The organism is Dyella tabacisoli (genome assembly GCF_003350925.1).
In the GTDB taxonomy this organism is placed as follows: Bacteria; Pseudomonadota; Gammaproteobacteria; order Xanthomonadales; family Rhodanobacteraceae; genus Dyella_C; species Dyella_C tabacisoli.
This window is the reverse complement of sequence record NZ_KZ857176.1, coordinates 260,215-283,977: the sequence shown is the minus strand read 5'-3', so window position 1 is coordinate 283,977 and position 23,763 is coordinate 260,215. Positions and strand designations below refer to the sequence as shown.

25 protein-coding genes are annotated in these 23,763 nt (G+C 61.4%); 20 read left to right on the top strand and 5 right to left on the bottom strand.

Features of this window, described 5'->3' with window-relative positions; translation table 11 throughout:
* Window positions 1–153: 153 nt before the first annotated feature.
* The 3 genes from DVJ77_RS11065 to DVJ77_RS11055 form a co-directional block, all read right to left on the bottom strand.
* Window positions 154–1,458, bottom strand: a complete 1,305-nt coding sequence (locus DVJ77_RS11065) for an SRPBCC family protein (RefSeq protein ID WP_114845562.1) — start codon at window positions 1,456–1,458, stop codon at window positions 154–156.
* A gap of 366 nt (window positions 1,459–1,824) precedes the next feature.
* Window positions 1,825–2,466, bottom strand: a complete 642-nt coding sequence (locus DVJ77_RS11060; RefSeq protein ID WP_114845561.1) for a response regulator — start codon at window positions 2,464–2,466, stop codon at window positions 1,825–1,827.
* Between the two features lie 117 nt (window positions 2,467–2,583).
* On the bottom strand, window positions 2,584–3,807 hold the full coding sequence (locus tag DVJ77_RS11055) for a sensor histidine kinase (RefSeq protein ID WP_114845728.1): 1,224 nt from the start codon (window positions 3,805–3,807) through the stop codon (window positions 2,584–2,586).
* 345 nt (window positions 3,808–4,152) lie between these two features.
* On the opposite strand from DVJ77_RS11055, the gene DVJ77_RS11050 reads away from it, so the two are divergent.
* The 19 genes from DVJ77_RS11050 (at window position 4,153) to DVJ77_RS10960 (ending at window position 21,161) form a co-directional block, all read left to right on the top strand.
* A complete protein-coding gene (locus DVJ77_RS11050; RefSeq protein WP_114845560.1) occupies window positions 4,153–4,773 on the top strand; it encodes a GNAT family N-acetyltransferase in 621 nt (206 codons plus the stop codon).
* The gene (minC, locus tag DVJ77_RS11045) at window positions 4,770–5,564 is read left to right on the top strand and encodes a septum site-determining protein MinC (RefSeq protein WP_114845559.1); all 795 of its coding nucleotides are present in this window, start codon (window positions 4,770–4,772) and stop codon (window positions 5,562–5,564) included. Before DVJ77_RS11050 ends, minC begins: the two co-directional genes overlap by 4 nt.
* A gap of 36 nt (window positions 5,565–5,600) precedes the next feature.
* Entirely contained in the window at window positions 5,601–6,416 is an 816-nt protein-coding gene (gene minD / locus DVJ77_RS11040) for a septum site-determining protein MinD (protein WP_114845558.1), read from the top strand.
* Window positions 6,417–6,421: 5 nt separating this feature from the next.
* Entirely contained in the window at window positions 6,422–6,700 is a 279-nt protein-coding gene (minE, locus tag DVJ77_RS11035; protein ID WP_114845557.1) for a cell division topological specificity factor MinE, read from the top strand.
* Window positions 6,701–6,815: 115 nt separating this feature from the next.
* Window positions 6,816–7,319, top strand: coding sequence for a zinc metalloprotease (locus DVJ77_RS11030; protein ID WP_114845556.1), 504 nt, complete (start codon window positions 6,816–6,818; stop codon window positions 7,317–7,319).
* A gap of 60 nt (window positions 7,320–7,379) precedes the next feature.
* The gene (locus DVJ77_RS11025; protein WP_114845555.1) at window positions 7,380–8,459 is read left to right on the top strand and encodes a glycosyltransferase family 9 protein; all 1,080 of its coding nucleotides are present in this window, start codon (window positions 7,380–7,382) and stop codon (window positions 8,457–8,459) included.
* Window positions 8,460–8,482: 23 nt separating this feature from the next.
* A complete protein-coding gene (gene crcB, locus DVJ77_RS11020) occupies window positions 8,483–8,869 on the top strand; it encodes a fluoride efflux transporter CrcB (protein ID WP_114845554.1) in 387 nt (128 codons plus the stop codon).
* 28 nt (window positions 8,870–8,897) lie between these two features.
* The gene (locus tag DVJ77_RS11015; RefSeq protein WP_318530916.1) at window positions 8,898–9,296 is read left to right on the top strand and encodes a DUF190 domain-containing protein; all 399 of its coding nucleotides are present in this window, start codon (window positions 8,898–8,900) and stop codon (window positions 9,294–9,296) included.
* Between the two features lie 33 nt (window positions 9,297–9,329).
* Window positions 9,330–10,448, top strand: coding sequence for a cyclopropane fatty acyl phospholipid synthase (gene cfa, locus DVJ77_RS11010; protein WP_114845553.1), 1,119 nt, complete (start codon window positions 9,330–9,332; stop codon window positions 10,446–10,448).
* A gap of 71 nt (window positions 10,449–10,519) precedes the next feature.
* On the top strand, window positions 10,520–11,413 hold the full coding sequence (locus DVJ77_RS11005) for a TraB/GumN family protein (protein ID WP_114845552.1): 894 nt from the start codon (window positions 10,520–10,522) through the stop codon (window positions 11,411–11,413).
* Between the two features lie 146 nt (window positions 11,414–11,559).
* On the top strand, window positions 11,560–13,800 hold the full coding sequence (gene parC / locus DVJ77_RS11000; RefSeq protein ID WP_114845551.1) for a DNA topoisomerase IV subunit A: 2,241 nt from the start codon (window positions 11,560–11,562) through the stop codon (window positions 13,798–13,800).
* A gap of 125 nt (window positions 13,801–13,925) precedes the next feature.
* Window positions 13,926–14,363 carry a hypothetical protein gene (locus DVJ77_RS10995; protein ID WP_318530915.1) on the top strand — a complete coding sequence of 146 codons (438 nt, stop codon included), beginning with the start codon at window positions 13,926–13,928 and terminating at the stop codon, window positions 14,361–14,363.
* Window positions 14,364–14,469: 106 nt separating this feature from the next.
* Entirely contained in the window at window positions 14,470–15,132 is a 663-nt protein-coding gene (locus DVJ77_RS10990; RefSeq protein WP_114845549.1) for an SGNH/GDSL hydrolase family protein, read from the top strand.
* A 99-nt stretch (window positions 15,133–15,231) separates the two neighbouring features.
* Window positions 15,232–16,629, top strand: a complete 1,398-nt coding sequence (locus tag DVJ77_RS10985) for a M16 family metallopeptidase (protein WP_114845548.1) — start codon at window positions 15,232–15,234, stop codon at window positions 16,627–16,629.
* A gap of 11 nt (window positions 16,630–16,640) precedes the next feature.
* Window positions 16,641–18,059 (top strand): M16 family metallopeptidase, encoded by a 1,419-nt coding sequence (locus DVJ77_RS10980; RefSeq protein WP_225427944.1) that lies wholly within the window; start codon window positions 16,641–16,643, stop codon window positions 18,057–18,059.
* 175 nt (window positions 18,060–18,234) lie between these two features.
* Window positions 18,235–19,074, top strand: coding sequence for an alpha/beta hydrolase (locus tag DVJ77_RS10975; RefSeq protein WP_114845547.1), 840 nt, complete (start codon window positions 18,235–18,237; stop codon window positions 19,072–19,074).
* A 7-nt stretch (window positions 19,075–19,081) separates the two neighbouring features.
* Entirely contained in the window at window positions 19,082–19,447 is a 366-nt protein-coding gene (locus DVJ77_RS10970; RefSeq protein WP_114845546.1) for an EamA family transporter, read from the top strand.
* 49 nt (window positions 19,448–19,496) lie between these two features.
* Entirely contained in the window at window positions 19,497–19,952 is a 456-nt protein-coding gene (locus DVJ77_RS10965) for a DMT family transporter (protein WP_225427943.1), read from the top strand.
* 9 nt (window positions 19,953–19,961) lie between these two features.
* On the top strand, window positions 19,962–21,161 hold the full coding sequence (locus DVJ77_RS10960; RefSeq protein WP_114845544.1) for a DegT/DnrJ/EryC1/StrS family aminotransferase: 1,200 nt from the start codon (window positions 19,962–19,964) through the stop codon (window positions 21,159–21,161).
* A gap of 3 nt (window positions 21,162–21,164) precedes the next feature.
* On the opposite strand, the gene DVJ77_RS10955 is transcribed toward DVJ77_RS10960, so the two are convergent.
* On the bottom strand, window positions 21,165–22,040 hold the full coding sequence (locus DVJ77_RS10955) for an arginase family protein (RefSeq protein WP_114845543.1): 876 nt from the start codon (window positions 22,038–22,040) through the stop codon (window positions 21,165–21,167).
* A complete protein-coding gene (locus tag DVJ77_RS10950; RefSeq protein ID WP_225427942.1) occupies window positions 22,033–23,103 on the bottom strand; it encodes a GNAT family N-acetyltransferase in 1,071 nt (356 codons plus the stop codon). Before DVJ77_RS10950 ends, DVJ77_RS10955 begins: the two co-directional genes overlap by 8 nt.
* Before the next feature lie 389 nt (window positions 23,104–23,492).
* On the opposite strand from DVJ77_RS10950, the gene DVJ77_RS10945 reads away from it, so the two are divergent.
* Complete coding sequence (locus DVJ77_RS10945; RefSeq protein WP_225427941.1) at window positions 23,493–23,759, top strand: acyl carrier protein; 267 nt, start codon at window positions 23,493–23,495, stop codon at window positions 23,757–23,759.
* Window positions 23,760–23,763 lie beyond the last annotated feature (4 nt).

Here is a 23,763-nt window from a genome sequence, read left to right as displayed (position 1 = left end):
GTCCGGTCGGTACTTGGTGGTGAAGCAAAGGCGTCCCGCAATGTACCGCATGAGGTCGCGAAAGTTCGGCGCATCGTCGCGCTGGCCGGCACAGAAACAAAAAGGCCCTTCACTTGGAAGGGCCTTTCGTTATTGCTCCAGGCTTGCTGCGGCTTACTTCGCCGGAGCGGCTGCCGTGCTGGCCGGGGCCGGGTTGCTATCGTCGAGCGACGGCGGCTTGAGGCCGGCCTCTTGCTCCGGCGTTGCGGCCGGGGCGTCGCTAAGCGGCAGGTAGACATCGAAACGGGCGTAGCTGGTGACGTTGTCGCCCTGCTTCACTTCCGGCTTGGCCAGGATGTCGTAGAAGCGGTTGACCACTTCGTCGAACTTGTAGCCATGCGCCTGGGCATAGGCCTTCAGCATGTCGCGGGTCTGCGGCACGCCGGCGGCGGTACCGTTCCACTCGCCCTTGAGGGCCGCGCCACCGTAAGCCAGCACAGCACGCACGTTGTTATCGATAACCAGACGGCCAAAGCGGTCGCGGCTGCCCGGAGCGGTGGCATCGGCTGCCGGAGTCTCGCTGCCGGCGGCGGTCAGATCCGGTGCCTTCGGCGCCGTCAGCTCTTCGCTCTTGCCGGCCACGGTGAGGCTGGCGGCACTGATCGGCAAGCCGACGTCGAAGGTGTAGGTCTGGTCGCCGTAATTGGTCGTGAAAAGGGTACGCGGACCAACCACCGTGACACCGAGCTTTTTGGCGGCATCCTGAATCTGCGAGACGGCCTTGTCGGTAGCCTCGTTCAATGCATCCAGGCCGCCCTTGCGCTCGATCGAGGTCGATACCAGCAACATCGGCGTCGGCTGGGTCTGTTCGATATACGGGATCAGCTTGGTGTAGTCGATGTTCGGCACCTGAGCCAGCACGTTCTGCAGGTTGTTCAGGCTGAACTGAATGAAGGTGTCGGGATCGCCGTGGATGTACAGATTGGAATAGCGATCGATCAGATTGAAGCCGTAAGCGACGTCATAGGACCAGGTGATCTTGGTCAACTGGCCACGGCTGCCCTGGCGGTCGAGATCGAGGGTGAAATGCTTGTCCTGGCCGCGCCAGTCGTTATCCAGATTCCAGACGATCTTGGCGGACTTGGCGGTCGAATCGACCTTGTCGAACTGCGGCTCGACGCTGGCGATGGTCAGCTTGCCCTTGCCCACTTTGTCGTCGGCACTGGACCAGCTCAGCTCGGAGCCTGCGCCGTAGGCCTTGCCGGAAAAGGTGTAGGCGATATTGCGATCGTACGAACGCTGTACCGAGTAATCGGGGTAGCGGCGAAAATTGCTCAGCACGTCATAGACCTGACGCATGTCCTTGCCGACAACCAATGACCTTTCCACATGGCCACTACCGGGCATGACCACGCCCACCACGATGCCTACGACGGCGACAATGGCAAGGGCAACAATAAATTCAAGAACACGCATCATTCCGGGGCTCTCCGAACGTCTCTTTAAGGCGGCACTAAGGCGTCGCCGGAGACCAGTCCGCCACAGGAACCATCCCGAAGGAATCGCATCGTGACAGGGGTCGGCCAGCGCCGAAGGCGTCGATGGTACTTGCTCGCGGGCGGGAACGCTATTGGGTTGTGAATGCCGTCGCAGACGGCCGTGGCGACGGCTGTTTCGAGAGCTGCCGCCACGGCCCGAAGGGTTGAGCCGCTGTGGCCGCCATGCGCCAGCGCGCGGCTTGACCTGACGGCCAGTCAGGCGCTGCGCCACGCACTATCACCTGGCGGCCACAGCGGCTCAACGCGAGCTACTCAGAGATCGTAAACAGGCTCTAAGAGCTACGAACTAGACAATGCCTAGTTCCAGCGCCTTCAGCACGGCGCGGGTACGGTCGCGCACACCCAGCTTGGAGAGAATATTGGAGACATGATTCTTCACCGTCCCCTCGGCCACCTTCAGCGAGTTGGCGATCTCCTTGTTGCTATAACCACCCGAAAGCAGTCGCAAGATCTCGGTTTCGCGCTCGGTCAGCGGATCGGGCTGCTCCAGGCTGGTGAACTGGTTCTGCATGCGCCCTACCCCGGCCAACAGGCGCTGGGTAACCATCGGCGCTACCAGCGAGCCGCCCGCGGCGACCGTGCGTACGGCCTCCACTAGCTGCTCCAGAGTCACATCTTTAAGCAAAAACCCCCGTGCGCCGGCTTTAAGCCCCTGCAGCACCAATTGATCGTCATCGAAGGTGGTGAGGATGATCGTCGGCGGCAACTCGTTGCGCGCAGACAAGGCCTGCAGTACTTCCAGCCCGCTCATGTTCGGCATGCGCAGATCCAGCAGCACCACGTCGGGTTTGACACGTGGAATGTCCACCACCGCTTGCGCGCCATCGGCGCATTCGGCCACTACACAGATATCCTCGGCCAGGCCGAGCAGGGAACGCACCCCTTGGCGTACCAGGTTCTGGTCGTCAACGAGACAGACGGAAATCATCGTGAATCCTCGAAGCGGTTATTACCCATGGCGTCATGCCGATAGGGCACAGAAACGATGCTGCATCGTGCCGCGGCATTCTGGCATGCCGTTCATGGCCGGCGTGAGCGCCACAGGTCACGGCACGATAAGGGCGGGCGGCTCGAACCTCGACGGCGTATGCGCCAGCGTGGGCGCTTCACCCAACGGCAAGCGCACATTTAACGCAAACCCCTGACCCACACTCGAATCCACCGACACACTACCGCCAAATTCGGCCAGCCGCTCGCGCATGCCCGACAAACCATTGCCGGGACGGAAATGCGCCGCGCCGCGACCGTCATCGCGGGCGTCCAGCCCCAGCAGGTCGGCATCGGCATAGGCAAATTTCAGCCATAGATTACGCGCGCCGGCGTGGCGTGCGGTGTTGGTGAGAATTTCTTGCGCACAGCGCAGCAGCACCTGGGCCCGGCGCGGGTCTTCGACACTGAAGCGCGGCGGCGTTTCCACATGCACGTTCAAGCCCGGCACGCCCTCGATCAGGCTGCGCAAGGCCTGGGTCAGGTCGATCGCATCGTCTTGGCGCAATTCGCTGACCGCCTCGCGCACATCCGATAACAGATGCTTGGCGGTCGCCTGCGCCTTGCGCACATGCTCGGCCGCCTCGGTGTTGGTCAAATGGCTGGCCACCTCCAGATTCAGGCTCAGCGCGGTCAGATGGTGGCCGATCAGATCGTGCAGCTCGCGCGCAATACGCATGCGCTCGGCGATGCGGGTGGATTCGGCCAGCAAAGCGCGGGTGGCGCGTAGTTCGGAGTTGAGGCGGCGCTGGGCTTCGCGCGCCTCGGTCTGCTGGCTCGCTACGGCCGAAGTACAGAAGGTGAGCGCGGAAATCCCCAGGTAAATGCTGGCCTGCAGAAAGGCCAGCCGCATGCTGTGATCGTATTCCGGGAAACTGGCGAAAACAGCAACCAGACTCAGGTTCTGCAGCAAGATCCAGGCAACACCCAGCCAGAACGGCAACAGCCAAGGCAGCACCACCGAGGCAACCACCATCAGCATGGCCGACAACCCGCTGTGGCTGTACCAGCCCACGGCCACCGCTGCGGTGGTCATGACAGCCAGGCCCAGCAAACGCAGCCCAAGGAAGCGATGGGAATCGAGATTGCTGGTCAAAAGCCAATACAGCAGCCCGAAAACCAGATAACTCAACGTCCACAGCAACAGCGCGAAATTCGGCCCTGGCAACATGCCCAGCCGCTCAGTCGCCCAACTGGTGATTAAGGGTGTGCCGACGCACAGGTAAGTGAATAGCCCGGCGTAACGCAACAGCCGGATGTGATTGACAATGAACCAAGGCATGAGCATGCCTCACATCATTAGCCACTCGCCCATAAGGCGCAATGCGCGAGAAGTCATGCTTCGTTTGTTCGGATCTTTGCCGGCTCCACGTCAAACCACGATTTCGCCCTCTATCCAGAAGTGACGCCAGAAAGACCCGCTGCACGGAAGGTCCGGCCACGCTTTTATATGCAGCGCGCACGACTTCATCGCCCCTGCCATAGCGAGAGCCGCCAGACTGCCGTTTTACAAAGGTTTTACATGCTGCGCCGTGTTATGTGCGGCCAACCGGCCATGCCATAATGCGTCACCACTCAGGGCCGGTAAGCGGTCCTGGATCGAATCACATCAACTGCGGAGCAACGAATGGCCCTTGCCATCCGCGACGTGCGCGAGCACGACCTGGATGCCGTACTGGCGCTCAACAACGCCGCCGGCCGCTCCATCCTCGCCCTTGACGCCACGCGACTGCGTTACTTTTTCGAGCACGCCGATTATTTCCGCGTGGCCGAAATCGATGGTCACCTCGCCGGCTTTCTGATCGCTTTACGCGAAGGCAGCGACTACGACAGCTCGAACTACTGCTGGTTTAGCCAGCGCTATCCGCAGTTCGTCTACATCGACCGCATCGTGATCGCCAATGCCTATCGTCGTCACGGCCTGGGCCGCATTTTCTATTGCGACGTCAACAGCTATGCCGAAGTACGTGTGCCGCTGCTCACTTGCGAGGTGATTCTGGAGCCGCGCGACGATGTGGTGGTGCTGTTCCACGGCACCTATGGCTTTCAAGAGGTCGGCCAGCAACGCATGAGCGAGCAAGGTCCGCAGGTCAGCCTGCTGGCCAAGGATCTACCCAGCTACGCCTACGTGCGCGACACCTACCTGCAGAGCGGTGGCCTGCCCGATGTTCCCTGGCTGGCCGAACGCAAACACCTCATTCCTTCAAACACCACCCAGCGCCGCCTCGCCGGAGAGCGGCGCCCATGAATGCACAAATGGATACTTCCGATGCTTGTGACCTGCGCTTCGGCCAGGTCGGAATTGCCTGCGTGCGCGTGCGCCGGGTCGATGCCGCCGCCTTGTGCGACGAACTCGAACGCCGTGTGCGCGCTGCGCCGCAGTTGTTTTCACGCGCCGCCGTCGTACTCGACCTGAGTCACCTGCTCAATCTGCCCGACGACGGCACGGTCGATGCCTTGCTTGAAGCCGTGCGCAGCGCCGGCATGCTGCCGGTGGGGCTGGCCTACGGCACCAGCGAAACCGAAGCCCTGGCCAAGCGCATGGGCCTGCCGCTGATCGCCAAATTCCGCGCCGCCTATGAGCCGGCCAACGGTGGCAGCGTCGCCGCGCCAACGGCAGCCGAAGCGGCCCCGCGCAATGATTCCGCCAAGACCGCAGCGGTCAAGGCCGAGCCGGCACCCTCCGAACAAGCCGATGCCGCCGGCCCTTCATTGGGCGCACAGCATCACGACGGTACAGTGCGTTCGGGTCAGCAGATTTATGCGCGTGATCGCGATCTGGTTGTCACCGGCGCCATCGCCAATGCCGCCGAAGTGATCGCCGATGGCAGCATCCATATCTATGGCGGGCTGCGCGGTCGCGCCATGGCTGGGGCGCAAGGCGACGAAAAGGCGCGTATCTTCGTGTCTGACTTTCGCGCCGAACTGGTCGCTATTGCCGGTCATTACCGGGTGTTTGAACAGATTCCCAAAGACCTCGAAGGCCAAGCCGTGCAATGCTGGCTCGATGGTGAAAAACTGCTGATCGCCAAACTATGACGATTACTAACTACAAAAACTATGCGGAGATGACCCTTGACTGCTGAAATTATTGTTGTCACTTCCGGTAAAGGTGGTGTCGGCAAAACCACCACAAGTGCCTCTCTCGCCACCGGCCTGGCCATCGCCGGCAAAAAAGTCGCAGTGATCGATTTCGACGTGGGCCTGCGCAACCTCGATCTCATCATGGGTTGCGAGCGGCGCGTGGTGTACGACTTCGTCAACGTGGTGCAGGGCGAGGCCACGCTGAAGCAGGCGCTAATCAAAGACAAGCGCCACGAGAATCTCTACGTCCTGGCTGCCAGCCAGACCCGCGACAAAGACGCGCTGACCCAGGAAGGCGTGGAGAAAGTGCTCGACGGGCTGTCGGAGGAAGGTTTCGACTACATCGTGTGCGACTCGCCCGCCGGCATCGAGAAGGGCGCGCATCTGGCGATGTATTTCGCCGATCACGCGATGGTGGTGGTCAATCCCGAGGTTTCCTCGGTGCGCGACTCCGATCGCATCCTTGGCCTGCTCGCCAGCAAAACCCGTCGCGCCGAACGCGGCGACGGCGCGATCAAGCAGCACCTGCTGCTGACTCGCTACAACCCCATTCGCGTTGCCGCCGGCGAAATGCTCAGCGTCAAAGACGTAGAAGAAATTCTCGGCATCACCGTGGTCGGCGTCATTCCCGAATCGGAGAACGTGCTGGCCGCATCGAACGCCGGCGTGCCGGTCATCCTTGCACCCGAGTCACATGCCGGCCAAGCCTACAGCGATACGGTAGCCCGCGTACTCGGCGAGGAGCGCCCGCTGCGCTTTATCGACGTGCCCAAGAAGGGCTTTCTCCAGCGCGTATTCGGAGGCTAATCGCGATGGGTATTCTTGATTTCCTGAAGCGCAAACCGGAACCGACAGCCACCGTGGCCAAGGAACGCCTACGCATTATCGTGGCGCAGGAGCGTTCCACCCGCGGTGCACCGGATTACCTCCCGCTGCTACGCAACGAATTGCTCGAAGTCATCAAGAAATATGTTCACGTTGACCTCGAAGCGATCAGCATCAATCTCGAACGCGACAGCGGCCACGAGATACTTGAGCTTTCGGTTGCCCTGCCCGACGGTAAGCCTGCGGCCAAACCGGCGGCAGGCTAATCGCCACGGCAAGTCGATGGCCCATTGCCCGTTCCAATATGGCGGCCCTGCCCCACTGGATGTCGTCGAGCGGCAGATCGGATCGGCTTTGCCGCTTGTGATGCGGCATCCCTAGATGCATTCGCCTATCTCCCATCCGGCGGCCGTCGAGGTACTTCGACTGGCTGACAACGACGAGGCGGCCATTCGCGCGCTGCTTGCCCGGTACGACTTGAGCCTGCAGCGCGTCGAAAGCGGCGCAGCCATTCCCGGTAGCTTCTGGGGCGATGAGGAGGCTGGCATCATTGGCCATACCGTTTACGCCCGTGACGACACACCGCTGCACTCCTTGTTGCATGAAGCCGGACATTTGATCGTATTGCCGCCAGAGCGGCGCGGCGCGGTGCACACCGACGCGACTGATTCGATCGAAGAAGAAGACGCCACCTGCTATCTGCAGATCGTGCTGGCCGATGAACTGCCGGGCGTGGGCCGCGCCCGGCTGATGAGCGACATGGATGCGTGGGGCTATTCCTTTCGGCTGGGCTCCACCCGTGCATGGTTCGAACAAGATGCGGAGAATGCGCGGCGGTGGTTGATTGAACACCAGCTACTTAACACTGAAGGCCAGCTTCGCTAAGCCCTCCTTCTTGTCGCAGAAGGGCGGGTTTTCAGTCCAACGTTATTACACAGGTTGCCCGTGCCCAATCCCTTCCGCTCCATTCGCATCAACGATCACCGCCGCCGCGCCGCCGGCGGATTGATGCGTCTCATCTTCGGCAAGCCGGCCCAGCCAAGCGGCCAGCCACTACCGGCCACGGGCATTTACCGCATCCTGATTTGCCATGTCAGCCACACCTTGGGCAATGCGCTGTTGTTGACGCCATTGATTCAAGAGCTGGAAACAAGCTACCCCGGCGCGCAAATCGATATCGTCACCCGCAGCCAGGTGGCCGAGGCTATCTACGGCCGTTACTTCAACGTGGATCGCGTATTCAAGCTTCCCGCGCATGCCTTCGGCCATCCGCTGCGTTTTTGGCGCGAACTGCGCGGCATGCGCAAAACACGCTACGACCTGGCGATCGACCCCGATCCGCAATCGCAAACCGGCCGCCTGCTGCTGTTGCGCGCCAACGCCACCTGGAAGCTGGGTTTCGACAGCCCCAAGAAAAGCGGCAACGTGACTCACGCTGTCGCGATGACCGACGCACCAATCAGCAAGGGGCAGCGCCCGGTGTTTTTGCTGCGCAGCGCGCTCGGCACCGTCCATGCCACGCCTTACCCGGTTCCCGATATTCGGCTCAGCGCAGACGAGCGCGAGCAAGGGCGCCTAGCACTGTCCCGTCTGTTCGGCGCGCAGGCACGCAAACGCCGGGTGATTGGAATCTTCGCTAACGCGACCGGCCCCAAGCTGCTCGGCGCCGACTGGTGGACACCCTTTCTGCAATCGCTGGAAACGGCAGGCACCGATCTCGACATCGTGGAAATCGTGCCGGCCTTCGGTCGCTCACTGCTGGGTTCGCGTTATCGGGCTTATTACTCCGGCGATCTGCGCAAACTGGCCAGTGTGCTGGCCGCGCTCGATGCCTATACCAGCGCAGATTGCGGCATCATGCATCTAGCCTGCGCCGCAGGCGCGCCAACGCTAGGTATCTTCAATACGACCAGTGCCGACGAATGGGGGCCTTATGGCCCAGGCAACCAGATCATTCACGCCTACGACCGCACGCCAGCCGATGTCGCGCGCGAAATCGCCGCTATCGCGACTGCAGACAGATAAGCCCCAGCCAGGAGACCGCCAACGTGGGCTATACCGGATTTCTCGCTGTAGGGATTGGCGGCGCCCTGGGATGCTGGTTGCGCTGGGTGCTGGGCCTGTTGCTCAACCCGCTGTTTCCGACCTTGCCCTTGGGCACCCTCGCCGCGAACCTGCTGGGGGGCCTGCTGATGGGCTGTGTACTGGGCGTGTTCGACCACTATCAGACGCTGCCGCCCGAGTTGCGGCTATTTATCGCCACCGGCTTTCTCGGCGGCCTCACCACGTTCTCCACTTTCTCGGCCGAATCGACCACGCTGCTGCTGCGTCAGCAATACTTGTGGTTCGCCGGCCACATCTCGGTGCACCTGCTTGGTTCGATCGCGATGACGGTAGCCGGCATCGCCCTTACCCGCACCCTTCTGCGTAGCTGACCACTGTCCACTGAGCATCGGAGGTCGCATGAGCAAGCACATCGCGCCACCCCATGTCGTTCAACCCCAGGTCGTCCAACCCCACGACATTCAACCGCAGGTCGTTCAACAGGGCCTGCAACTGAGTTTTTACTGCCATCAGCGCGCGCGGCACAATGGCTCGCTGGTCTTCGAGTGGCTATTGCAGCAAGCCAGGCATTTGGGCATCGGCGGCGGCTCGGTCTTTCGCGCTACCGCCGGCTTTGGCCGGCATGGCGTGCTGCATCAAGAGCAGTTTTTTGACCTTGCCGACGACTTGCCGGTAAAGGTCGAGTTTCTGCTGCACGAAGAGCAAGCACAAACACTGCTTGAGGCGGTACAAAGCTCCGGCGTTGACGTGCTGTATGTACGCATACCGGTAAGCTTCGCCGTGCTTGGCAAACTTTAGACAGGCTCTTAATCGCCATCGTACGAGGCATGCATGAGCTCGGATTCGTTGAAACAACGCGCCACGGCCTTACTCGAACTCGCCGGCATTGCTCTTGGCGGCCAGGGGCCCACCGACCTCAAGGTGCACGACGAGCGCTTCTATGCCCGCGTATTCGCGCACGGATCCTTGGGCTTGGGCGAGGCATATATGGATGGCTGGTGGGATGCGGACGACCTGCCCGGCCTGTTCACTCGCTTGCTCAAGGCACATATCGACCGCGAACTGAAAACGCTCGACACCTTGATCGCCCATTTCAAGGCTCGCTTCATCAATTTGCAGCGCGGCGAACACGCGTTCGAGATCGGCAAGACGCATTACGACCTGGGCAACGATTTATTCCAGGCGATGCTCGGTCGGCACATGGTCTACTCGTGCGGCTACTGGGCCCAATCCGATAACCTCGATGACGCCCAGCTAGCCAAACTCGACCTGATCTGCCGCAAGCTCAAACTCAAACCCGGCCAGCGGGTGCTGGATATCGGCTGCGGCTGGGGCGAGGCGCTCAAGTACGCCGCCGAGCATTACGGTGTCGAAGGTGTCGGTGTCACGGTCTCGGCCGAGCAAGCCGCTTATGCGCGCAGGCTTTGCGACGGCTTGCCGGTGGATATTCGCCTGCAAGACTATCGCGAACTCGACGAACATTTTGACGCGATATTCTCAATCGGCATGTTCGAACACGTCGGCCCGCTGAACTATCGCAGCTATTTCGAGGTGGCGCGTCGCTGCCTGAGTGACGATGGCTTGTTTCTGCTGCACAGCATCGGCACCAATGGCGCGCCATCGCGGCCCGATCCGTGGATCGAGAAATATATTTTCCCCAACTCGGTCATTCCCGCGGCCAACCAGGTCGCCGAGGCCCTGCAGGGCTTGTTTGTGGTGGAGGACTGGCACAATTTCGGCGCCGACTACGACCGCACGCTGACCGCCTGGCACAGCAACTTCGATGCGGCCTGGCCCACCCTGTCGACATGCTACGAACCGCGCTTTCGGCGCATGTGGCACTTCTACCTGGCCGTTTCCACCGCCGTGTTCCGCAGCCGCCGCGACCAGCTCTGGCAGCTCACCTTGAGCCCGCATGGCGTGCCGGACGGCTATCGGGTGCCGCGCTAAGAGGAAAGCATGACTGTTTCATGTCACCATGCGGCACTACGCAAACCGCTACAGATCTACGGAAACACGGCATGTTTCAGTTTCACTTTCCACGCCGATGGACAGCCTCGCTGCTGTCCGTATTACTGCTTACTCTCGCGATCATTACCCCGGCTGTCGCGCACCCCGCGCTGTGGATAGCCAAAAACGAGCACGCCACGGTTTATCTGTTCGGCACGGTGCATCTGCTGCCTTCGGAAACGGATTGGTCTTCGCCGCAACTCGATGAGGCACTGAAGCACAGCCAGCGGCTCAGCATTGAACTGGTCGATGACGATGTGGCCACCATGCAGGCTTTGGTGCTTAAGTTCGGCCTGGACATGGCCCATCCGCTGTCGAGCAAGCTCAGTGCGGCCGATCAGGAAAAACTGCAGCAAGCGGCCGCGACCGCCCAATTGCCCGGTGGCGTCAGCACATTGCAGCCGATGCGCCCCTGGCTGGCCGCACTGACGCTGGCCATGGCGCCGCTGGTGCAGGCCGGGCTGAACCCCGACCTGGGCGTCGACAAACTGCTGAAAGATCGGATGCAGAAGGCCGGAAAACCGGTCGATGGCCTGGAAACCGCCGAACAGCAGATCGGCCTGCTCGCCCACATGTCCGAGCCTATGCAGCTCGACTTTCTGCGGCAGACCTTTAGCGACGTAGCCGAAGGGCCGGCCAAATTGCGCGAGCTTATCGATGCCTGGAAAAACGGCGACGTCGCCGCCATCGCAGGTCTCGCCGATAACGAGTTACGCCAGCAAAGCCCGGCGCTGTATCAGCGGCTGATCGTTGCGCGCAACAAAGCGTGGGCAAAAATCATCGCCGAACGCATGCAGCAACCGGGCGTCAGCTTTGTCGCCGTCGGTGCCGGGCATCTGGCCGGGCCGGACAGTTTGCAGACCCAGCTTGAGGCCCAGGGGATAACGACCACACTGCTGCGTTAGTCAGCCGCCGGCGTCGAACCCAGGCTACTCCCAGGCGCTAAGCCGCTTCCGCCCCATCTCCGCACTCGCCCGCTCGTCAAGCTGTCCGATCCTTCCTGGTTCTGGCACCATCGACCGGCTATCCACGCACAACGTGACGTAACCGCATGAATCTGCAAGCCAACTACGAACAGATCCCGCTCAAGGAATACGCCGAGCGGGCCTATCTCGATTACTCGATGTACGTGGTGCTCGATCGCGCCCTGCCCTTCGTCGGCGACGGCCTGAAGCCGGTACAGCGTCGCATCATCTATGCGATGAGCGAACTGAGCCTGGCCGCCAGCGCCAAACCGAAGAAATCGGCGCGCACTATCGGCGACGTCATCGGCAAGTTCCATCCGCACGGCGACAGCTCCTGCTACGAAGCGATGGTGCTGATGGCACAGCCGTTCTCGTACCGCTATCCGCTGGTCGATGGCCAGGGCAACTTCGGTTCGCCGGATGATCCGAAGAGCTTCGCGGCGATGCGTTACACCGAGTCCAAGCTCAGCCCCATCGCCGAGGCGTTATTGGGCGAGCTGGGTCAGGGCACGGTGGACTGGGTACCCAACTTCGACGGCACGCTGGAGGAACCGAGCTGGCTGCCGGCACGCCTGCCGCACGTGCTGCTCAATGGCTCCATGGGTATCGCAGTGGGCATGGCCACCGATATTCCGCCGCACAACCTGCGCGAGCTGGCCAGCGCCTGTATTCGTCTGCTGGATGACCCCGACGCCACCATCGCCGATCTGTGCGAACACGTGCGCGGCCCGGATTATCCGACCCCGGCGGAAATCATCACCCCACGCAACGAGCTGCTGGCGATGTACCAGAACGGCGTCGGCTCGGTGCGTGCACGCGCGGTATACCAGCACGATGACGGCAACATCGTCATCACGGCGCTGCCGCATCAAGTCAGCCCGGCCAAGATCCTTGAGCAGATCGCCGCGCAGATGCGCGCGAAAAAGCTGCCGATGATCGAAGACCTGCGCGACGAGTCCGATCATGAAAACCCGACTCGCCTGGTGATCGTGCCGCGTTCCAACCGCGTCGATGCGGACGAGATGATGCAGCACTTGTTCGCCACCACCGACCTGGAAAAGAGCTTCCGCGTCAATCTGAACATGATCGGCCTGGATGGCCGGCCGCAGGTGAAGAACCTCAAGCGCATCCTCAGCGAGTGGCTGAGCTTCCGCACCGACACGGTGACCCGCCGCCTGAATCATCGCCTGGCCAAGGTCGAGCGCCGCCTGCACCTGTTGGAAGGTCTGCGCATTGCTTATCTCAACCTGGACGAAGTGATCCGCATCGTTCGCAGCGAGGAAGAACCGAAACCGGTGCTGATGGCCCGTTTCAAGCTCAGCGACGAACAAACCGACTACATCCTCGAAACCAAGCTGCGCCAATTGGCGCGGCTGGAAGAGATGAAGATCAACGCCGAGCGCGATCAGTTGGAAGAAGAGCGCGCGAAGATCAATGTGCTGCTGAAATCCCCGGCCAAACTCAAAAGCCTGATTAAGGACGAGATTCGCGCCGACGCCGCCAAGTACGGTGACGACCGCCGCTCGCCGCTGGTCGAGCGCGAGGTCGCCCAAGCGCTGGATGAAAGCGCGCTGGTCGCCAGCGAACCGGTCACCGTCGTGCTCAGTCAGAAGGGTTGGATTCGCGCCGCCAAGGGCCATGACATCGACGCCGAAGGCCTCAATTATCGCGATGGCGACAGCCTGCTCGCCGCGGTCAAGTCACGCACCACCCAACAAGTGGCGGTGATCGACTCCACCGGCCGCAGCTATTCCACCCCGGCCCATACTCTGCCTTCGGCACGCGGCAACGGCGACCCACTCACCGGTCGCTTCAGCCCGCCCTCCGGCGCCAGCTTCGACGCCCTTGCTGCCGGCGACAACGACACCCGGCTGATTCTCGCGACCAACTTCGGTTATGGCTTTGTCACCCGCTTCGAGGCGCTCACCGGCCGCAATAAAGCCGGCAAGCAAATCATCACGCTCAGCGATGGTTCGCGCGTGCTGACGCCACAGGTCAGCGCCGACCCGGCGCGCGACCGCATCGTGGTGGTCACCACCGAAGGTCATTTGCTGATGTTCTCGGTGGCCGAGCTGCCTGAGCTGGACAAAGGCAAGGGCAACAAACTGATCGACATACCCAAGGCCAAGCTGGCCAGCGGCGATGAACGTGTTGCCGGCGTCGCCGTCGTTACCGAGGGCAAGGGTGAAGTCACTCTCTACGCCGGTCAGCGCAAACTCACCCTGCGCTGGTCCGACCTGGTCGAGTTCGGCGGCAATCGCGCCACGCGAGGCAGCGTGCTGCCTCGTGGCCTGCGCCGGGTGGAGCGCATCGAGACTACGGCGTAAACACTCTCACAGGCTCGATAGGCGACGGCAGGAACTTCCTGCCGTCGCCAGGCATCGAACCCTGTGATGTGCACCCCAGCGCGTATTGGCGCGTTGTATGCGCCATATCCCGGAGCACGATGAACATGAAACGAGCCCTTACCGCGATCGCAATCGGCTTGCTTGCCGCCGCGACTCACGCGCAAACGGCCAGTCCGCCGTTGAATCTCAAGCTCCCGGTCAGCCAGCTCCCGCCCAGTGACCTGCCTGCCGCCAGCAGTACAAGTGCAGCCAAACCGGCCCATGACGCACCAGGCGTCTACTACGGCGATACCAGCGGGCATGTGGAGACCGGCGACAGCATGGCCGACCGGGCACCTGCCTGCGATGACGCCACCTATAACCAGCCCCAGACCCATGGCAGCGTTGGTATGGGCGTGGTCAGCGGCAGCCGCCATATGGGCAGCGGCACATGGAATACCGGCAACGTCAACATCAGCCAGAATCTAGGTAGCTGCGACCACCCGACCGGCCGCGTCGGCATCTCGATTGGCGTTGGCCGATTCAACGGCCGTGGTTTCTAGAAGCCGGTCCAAAATCTCCGCGTAGTTCACCGCTGAAGCCTGCCCGCGAAGCGGCGTCGATGCCGGCCATTTGTCTTGCAGCCATCGCAGCGCCTACAGTCGGCGCATGAAGAAACTCCTGTTGGTCTTGCTACTGATCCTGCCCTGTGCGGTCTTTGCCCGCGAATACGCGCACGACCAGTGGTCCAAGGATATCGCCGCGTTCCAGGCCGAAGACCGCGCGCAGATGCCGGCCCCTGGCGCGGTGCTTTTCGTCGGCAGTTCGTCGATCCGTTTCTGGACATCCATAGCTGAGGATTTTCCAGGGATACGAACGATCAACCGCGGTTTCGGCGGCTCGGCATTGAGCGATGCCACTTTTTTTGCCGACCGTATCGTCACGCCCTACAGGCCGCGCGCCATCGTGCTTTATGCCGGCGACAACGACTTGCAGAACGGCCAGACGCCGCAACAAGTGCGTGACGACTTTGTCGCCTTCGTGACTCGGGTACGCCACGACCTGCCAGGCGTACCGATCGCATTTATCGCGATCAAGCCAAGCGTTGCGCGCAAGGTGTTGCTGCCGCAAATACGCGAGGCCAACGAATACATCAGGACCTGGGCGGCCACGCAGAAGAAGGTCGCCTATCTCGATGTATTCACCCCGATGCTCGACCCGCAAGGACAGCCACGTCCCGAGCTATTTGTCCAGGACGGGCTGCATATGGATCGCGCGGGTTACGACATCTGGGTGGCCCAGGTAACGGCCTGGTTGCAGGCGCCGCAATAAGCCAGACACGCCAAGCCACGCACGCATGACCATGGTCACTTGTGAGCGCACGACCTTACGATTAGAAAGAGGCTCCACTGCCCAGTCTTAAGGCCTCTCATGCACATGATCCGCCTGTCTGTATTCACCGCTGGCCTGCTGTTGAGCATCGCCGCTCAGGCCGCAACTACTGAGCCGTGGCAATTACCCATCGCGGTGAAGAAGCTCGATAACGGGCTGACGGTGGTGGTCTCCGAAGATCACAGCTCGCCGACGGTCGGCATCAGCATGGTCTACCACGTCGGCATGCGGCTGGAGCCGCAAAACCGCACCGGCTTCGCGCACTTGTTCGAGCACCTGATGTTCGAGGGCACACCGACAGCGCCGAAGGGAACATTCGAACGAGTGATCCAGGGTGGTGGCGGCATCTTCAACGGTTCCACCCGCGCCGACTTTACCAACTACATCGCGTCCGCCCCGGTCGCCGCGCTCGAACCCATTCTGTGGGTAGAGGCGGACCGCATGAAGACGCTGGATTTCAGCGAGAAGAATCTCGCCAATCAGCAGAACGTCGTCAAGGAAGAAATTCGCGTCAACGTGAAAAACCAGCCCTACGGTTTGTTCTACTGGACCGATCTCGACGCGCTGGCCTTCGACAAGTGGGCCAACAGCCATGACGGCTACGGCTCGTTCAAAGATCTCGATCACGCCAACGTCGCCGACGTCAAAGCTTTTCACGACACCTTCTATCAACCGGCCAATGCAGTGCTCGGCATTGCCGGCGATGTCACACCCGAACAGGCATTCACGCTGGCGCAGAAATACTTCGGTGGCATTGCGTCGCGCGCCTTGCCGGCCAGGCCTGATGTGGCCGAGCCCTTGAATACCAAGGGCCGCATGCAGCAACAGACCGATCCGCTGGCAAAGGCTCCCGCATTGGCCGTAGGTTGGAAAATGCCTGCGCGCGACAGCAAAGATCAGATTCCCATGATGGTGCTGTCGCAACTGTTGGTGGGTGACGACGCATCTCGATTTTTTCAGGGCCTGGTGAAAGGCCGCGAGCAAGTACTCAGCATCGAAGGCGGCGTCAATTATCCGCTCGGCACCGACATCGACTATGCCGGCCCTACGCAACTCGTGCTGTTTACGCTGTACAAGTCAAACGCCACCCCGGATCAAGTACTCGCTTCGATCAACCAGGAAATCGCCAAGGTTGCCGCCGACGGTGTCGACGACATTACCCTGCGCAGAATCAAGACCAAACTATTGTCGGACTGGTACGGCGGACTGGAAAGTTTTCTTTCGCGCGCCGACACCCTGGCAAAACTGCAAACCATGTGGGGCGATGCCGAGGTCGCTAACCAGCTCCCAGGCTGGATCGAAGCGGTAAGCGCCGACGACCTCAAGCGTGTTGCCCGCACCTATCTCACCGATGCCAACCGCAGTGTGATCGTGCGGCGCCCTGTCGCAGCGGCCGCCGCGAAAGTCGCCGCCAACTCCCCGAATACGACACGCTGAGGTATCGCGCCATGACCATCATGAAGAAACCCAAGCTGCTCGTACTCGCCCTCGGCCTGTGCCTGACCGGCCTCGCTCACGCATCCACCGCGCCCCTGCCCAAAGATTTGCCCGCCTATGGGCCGGACAAGGCAGTACCGGTGCCACAAGTCGCTCAACGCACCCTGTCCAATGGACTCACCGTATGGGTAGTGCCGCGCGATGGACTGCCGAAGGTCGATGTCACGCTGGCGGTACTGGGCGGCACCGCTGCCGATGATCCCTCAACGCCAGCACTGTCCAGCGTCATGGCCGGTTTGCTCAACGAGGGCACGGCCAGCCTCAATGCCAAACAGATCGCCGAATCGCTACAAGCGATGGGCGGCAACTACGAGGCCAACGCCAAGCCGGATGCCATTGTCATATCGGCTAGTGCGCTATCCGCCTACACCGCCGAATTGCTGCATTTGATGGCCGACACTACCCTGCATCCGAGCTTTCCCGCGCAAGAGGTTGCACTGCATAAGGCGAACTCGCTGCAAGCGCTCAAGGTACGCGAGGGCAACCCGTCATGGCAGGCTCAACGGGCGATCGACCGCGCCACGTTCGACACGCATCCCTATGCGCGCAACTCACTCACCGAGGCCAGCATCGCGGCGGTAACGCCAGAGGCGATGCGTGCATTGCATGCAGCCCATTTTCGCCCCGAGCGCAGCTTGCTCGTCATCATTGGCCGCATGAGCGCGAAAGACGCGTTCCGCATCGCCGAACAGCAATTCGGTGCCTGGAAAGCCGAAGGCAAGGCGCTTGCCGAAGCACCACAAGCACCTCGCGAAGCCATGCCACAGCGCTTGTTGGTGACGCGCGAGGGTTCGGTGCAAACGAATATCCGCTATGGCCGGCCCAGCCTCTCTGCCAGTGACCCCGATTTTGTCCCGCTCAACGTAGCCAACACCATCCTCGGCGGCGGCTTTACCAGCCGCTTGACCCAGGACATTCGCGAAGACAAGGGTTATTCCTACAGTCCGTTCTCGATGCTCAACGCCAACCGCGTGGGTGGCAGCAGTTTCGCCAGGGTCGATGTACGCAACGAAGTCACCGGCGCCACCCTGACTGAGTTGAATAAACTCTACGAAAGCATGGCCAGCCAGGCGCCCAGCGACGAGGAATTGGTGGGCGCAAAGCGGCTGGCGGCGGGCATTTATCTATTGCGCAATCAGATTCAAGGCTCGCTGGCCCAGACGCTGGCCAACTATTGGGTGCAAGGTTTGCCGCCTACTTTTTTCAGTAATTACGTCACCGAGATCAACCAAGTGAATGCCGATCAGGTACAGGCCATGGGACGAAAGTATTTTTCCCCCAAAGACCAAAGCATCATCCTGGTCGGCGACCCGAAGGCGATCGAAGCCCAGCTCAAACCTTTCGGTGAGTTCAAGCCGTTCAAGCCCTAAGCGATTCCGCTTTGGCCCGAGCCTGTTCAACTGTGAACAGGTTCGGGGCTGCATTCAGCTATCGAAAGTTGTCAGAAAGAGTCCCACGGCAGACTGGCGCCTCCGTCTCAATCAATCTCGCGACCATGCGCCTTGCCGCCCTGCCCCTTTCGCCTCGCCACAGGAATGCCCGCCGGTGATCCAGAACGTTGAGTTCCGCCTTGAAGGCGGACGCAGCGGCGTGCTGCTGATCCACGGCCTAACCGGCACCCCTACCGAGATGCGATTGGTCGGCAAGGGGCTGAACCGCGCAGGCTTCAGCGTGTATGGCATGCAGTTGGCCGGCCATTGCGGCAATGTCGATGATTTGCTGAAAACTAGTTGGCACGATTGGTATGCCAGCGTAGAAGCCGCTGCCGAGAAGCTTCGCCACGAAGTAGATCATTTCTTCGTTGCCGGCCTGTCCATGGGTGCGGTGCTGGCGCTCAAGCTGGCCGCCGACCATCCAGACTGGGTCAAGGGTGTGGGCGTCTATGGCGCCACGTTCCGCTACGACGGCTGGGCGATTCCGTGGTACGGCAGGTTGTCCTTCCTGCTGCCCTTGCTGCATCGCTTCGGTATCGGCAAGCGCCGCATGGTGCACGAAAACGAACCCTACGGCATTCGCGACGAGCGCCTGCGCGCGCAAATCAGCTCGGCCATGCTCAGCGGCGACAGCGCAGCCGCCGGCCTGCCGGGCAATCCCTGGCCGTCGCTGGGCGAGATGTACAACATGGCGGCGGTGGTCCGCCGCGAGCTGCCCAAGGTGAATGCACCCTGCCTGATCGCGCACGCCACTGAAGACGACATCGCCAGCGTCGAGAATGCCCGGCTGGTCGAGCGTGGCGTCTCCGGTCCGGTGGAAATGCTGCTGCTGGAAAACAGCTATCACATGATTACCGTCGATCGCGAACGCCGCTTGCTGATCGACCGCTCGGCCGAATTCTTCGGCCAGGTAGCCGCCACGTTCGAACCTGCCGCTCGCGCGGCGGCCTAGGAGACTTATGTCCCCGCTGGTCGTTACGCTGTGGCTGCTCAATGTCACCCTCGATACCGTCGGCCAGTTGGCCTTTAAGGCAGCGGCCAGCGATCCGCGTGCCGGTGACGGCCTGGCGCGCTGGCGCTATATGGCATCGCGGCCATGGATCTGGGTCGGCCTGATTTCTTATGTCGCCGAATTTCTGGTGTGGATCGCCTTCCTGTCCTTGATCGATTTGTCTCAGGGCGTACTGCTGGGCTCGATCAATATCGTGGTCGTCATGATCGCCGGACGCATTCTGTTCCGCGAAAAACTCACCCCGTTGCGCGTCACCGGCATTCTGCTGGTCACCGCCGGTGTGGCGATCGTCGGCATCGCGGGTGCGGGCTGATCTTATTTAGGCCGACCTTATTCAGGATGATCTTATTCAGGATGACCCTATGAGTACTGACCGTATGACTCGTGGAAAAAGCTTCTACTTTTTCGGCTTTCTGATCCTGGTGGCGTTCGATACCGTGGTGCAACTGAGCTTCAAGTACGCCGGCAATCATGCGTTTCCGCCCGAGGCGAACTGGGCCTGGATCGTGCGCGTGTTTGGCCATCCGTGGATTTATCTCGCCGTGATCGGCTATGTCGGCAACTTCTTCACCTGGATGACGCTGCTCAAGCACGCGCCCATCGGCCCGGCGTTTGCGGTCACTCACCTCGAAGTCGTCAGCGTGATGCTGTTTTCGGTCTGGCTGTTTCAGGAGCCATTGACCTGGCCGAAGGTGATCGGTGCGAGCGTGATTGTCGTCGGCATCATCTGTCTGGCCTTTGCCGAAAGCGGTGCGCACCCTGAAGGCGACGCGCCGACCGAAGCGAAGGGCGCGCTCGGCGTCGCCGCCGGCAACTAGAGACTCCACATGCGCGAGCTGCCGCCCACCGCCGGTCTGCCATTGCGCTTGAGCGACCTGCGTCCGGGTCGCGCACCGTTCTTCGCCGAGCATGCGGCGACCTGGCTGGGTGTCGAGCAACTGCAATTGGAATGCTCCGGCACCGCCGCCCTGGTGGTTGCCTTGCATGCCATCAGCCGGTTGCGCCCGGATCGCCGCGAAGTCGTCGTACCTGCATGGACGTGTCCCCTGGTCGCACTAGCGATCCATCGCGCCGGACTCAAACCGCGACTGTGCGATCTCGCACCGAATCATTACGACATGGATGCCGCCCAACTGGCGGCCGTCTGCTGCAGCAAAACCTTAGCCATCGTGCCCACGCATTTGGCTGGCCGCGTCGCCGATGTAGCCACCGCCAATGCCATTGCGCATAAGGTCGGCGCCTATGTCATCGAAGACGCGGCGCAAGCCGTGGGCGCGCGGCACGAGGGGCGCAGTGTCGGCCTGCTCGGCGATGCCGGCTTCTTCAGCCTTGCTGTCGGCAAAGGCCTGACCCTGTATGAAGGCGGCCTGCTGCTGGCGCGCGATCCCGCGCTGCGCGAAGCCTTTGCCGCCAGTCATCGGGCGATTATCAAACCGGACCCGCAAATGGATCGGCAGCGCGCGCTGGAACTCGTCGGCTACACCGCCGCTTACCGTCCGTCGATCTTGCCACTGGCTTACGGCCGCCCATTGCGCAAGGCGTTGGCGGCGGGCGATCCGGTGAGCGCGGTCGGCGACGACTTCGGCCCCGACATTCCGCTGCATACGGTAAGCGCCTGGCGCCAGGCGGTCGGCATCCGGGCATTGATGCGATTACCGGCGTTTCTGGAGGCTACGCGCCAGCAAGCCTTGCGCCGGATCAAACGCCTGCGGCAAATCCCTGGCCTGACCGTCTTCGAGGATGCCCTCGGCCAGCAAGGTACATGGCCCTTCCTGCTAATGACCTTAGCCAGCGAAGCTACGCGCGATCACGCGCTGCAGATGCTGTGGACAGCCGGCCTGGGTGTCAGTCGCTTGTTTATTCACGCCCTGCCCGATTACGCCTATCTGCGCGATGTGGTGCCGCCTACGGATCTACCCAATGCCCGCGACTTCGCCGCGCGATCGCTGACCATCACCAACAGCCCCTGGCTGCGTGACGACGAGTTCGAGCGAATCTGTGTGCGGCTTGAGCGCGCAAAGGCTTAGGCGCTACACACTGCTCGCCGCAATCGCTTCCAGCAGCCGCGTGTTCAACGCACGCTGCTGCGCCTGCCACGTATCCAACTCTGTTTGCGGCACCGGCTCTTGCCCATCCATGCCACTGAGCATGCGCTTCCACCATGTCGTATACGCATAGGCAGAGACTTCGCCATTAATGTCGCTGGCGATAATGCGGCCACGCAAAGCCTCGATGATGGCCATCGCGTGATGCTCTTCGATCAGCCCTTGATCCCAGTTGGTACGTGCCGTAGCAACGCTGAAAGCATCTTTGTCGATCGACAAATACGTAGCTTGCGGTGCGCGGCGCAGTTGTTCGATGAACGCACAGGTGAGTGCGTCGGGATGGTCGAAACGATGAAACGCATCGGCGAGCCCGAAGCGTGCCGCCCAGCTCACATCGACGTCCATGCACCAGTAACTGAGCTTGCCGGCGCGCAGTGGACGCAGGTAGTTTTCCCAGGCGTGTTTGGCGCCGATATCGCCCGAGGTGATACCAACCACATGCACGTGACTGACGTAAGGCAACATCGCCACTTTGCGTACCCACGAGCCGCAGTGGATACCCCATGGAAAACGCATATTGTCGGGGTGGTTATCGAATACGACGAGTTGAAATGGACCGCGCGCGCGTTGCCGCTCGACCAGCGGCCAGGTCAAATGATGGTAATCGCCCGACCCCATCAGCACCGTGCCGTAATCGGCCGGCACTAGCGCGTCGAGATGGCGACGCAGGCGATCAAAGGTGCGCAGCGTGCAACCGAAGCGGATCGCCTCTTGCCAATCGTTCAACCCAATCGTGGTCGCGCCGGGAATCACACCGATCGAACGGTCGAAATCGAGAATCAGCGGGGCTTGCCTACTCATCAGTCTTGCTCACGGTTGGCGGCGCCCACTGACTGTCGCTTTCGAAGTATTTGCCGAGCCGTCGCGCCAACGCTCGCAGCAACGGGTTGCGCAGGTAGACAGCGTGCCGGGTCAGCGTGAATTGTGCGCCCAAATACGATTTGATTTCCGGGTCGGTCCAACCGGCGACGTAATGCGTCAGCCCCTGCTCGCGCGCCCAGGCGAGGTTGTGGAACCAACTGGTGAAATACAGGTTCTGCTCGCGCGCTTGCGGGTAGGCAAAACCCACGTACTTGTCGATCAGCTTGCCGTCCACGGCAAAACATAGGTTCCAGCCGATCATCGCATCTTGATGCCGGTAGACGAACGCCACGCCGCCATTGGCGGCATCGCGCAACACGGCGGCAAAGAACTCGCGACTGAGTTTGTCGAAATGGATTTCGCTTTGCGCATACACGTTTTCATACAACGCATAGAACGCATCGATGACCGCTTCATCGGCGAAGCGCGCATCGCCGCACGGCACGACCTCCACCGCCACTTCGTCGCGCTTGCGCAGTTTGCGCCGGATGTCTTTGCGGCGGCTGGACGACAGCCGGGCGAGGTATTCGTCTTCGCTGGCAAAATCGATCGTCACATAGGCCAGTGCCTGCCCCTCCAGCAGGAGGCAACCGGCCTCGGCACAAGCCTGGGCGAAACTCGCGCACCATTGGTTGTCCGCTTCACTCAGCAGCGGCGAGGCTTGGGGAATGTCTTTGACGATCAACAGCCGCTGTGCGGCCCCCAATCGCGCCACCAGATCGCGCGGCAAGGCCGTGGCATCGGCTGAGCGTGGAAAAAGTACGTATTCGGAAACAGTGGTACCCACAAAGGCGGTGCGCCAGCGCAACAACCGCCCCCAATAACGATAGCCGGGTGCGGCGGCGACGCGCTTGCGCAGCGTGTCGTCGGCCGTGGTCAACAGGTCAAAAGGCGCCACGAAGGTCGGCGTGCCGGCAACCTCCTCGACACGAAAGCCGATGGGCGGGCAGGCGGCGAATCGGCCGATCAGCGCATCCGGCTCAAGCTGGTTGAAATACCGCACGAAAGGCTTCCCACGAACGAGACGAAATGCAGGCATGGCCACCTGGCCCGACATCATGCCTCACACACAAGCGCAGAAGCTTGCTGGCGACGCCTTTCGTGTTCCTTACTGGTGCAGCGCGGCCGGTCCGCCCGCGCAATTGGAGCGACTGCATCGACCGGCGCACCCGGCGCAAGCGACGTCGAAATACCACACCCCAAGGTTCTACAAAGCCATAGCTGATGGCCCGACCGTCTATAAGATTCGCGAAAGGATGGCCGCGCACGATCCGACAACCGTCACTATCTGGACAACACCTCGCTAGTTCGTCAGTCTTGCGCGAACCAGGGTCCGCACCGCCGATGCCGAGAGTGGGCATAGACGGCTTCATGACATTCAGGAAAGCGATCATGAGTACACAGCAGGAAACCTTCGACATCATCGCCAAACAGGCGAAGATCGACATCGCCACCATCAAGCCAGAATCCACTTTGAAGGATCTAGGCATTGCCTCGCTGGATGCGATCGAGGTGATCTTCGATCTCGAAGAGCATTTCGGCGTGAACCTGCCTAACGAAGACACCAACTTCGAGACCGATACCGTCGGCCACCTCGTCGATGCCATCGATCGCCAACTGGCTCTGAAATCGGAGCCGCAAAACCCGACTGATAGCTGACCCT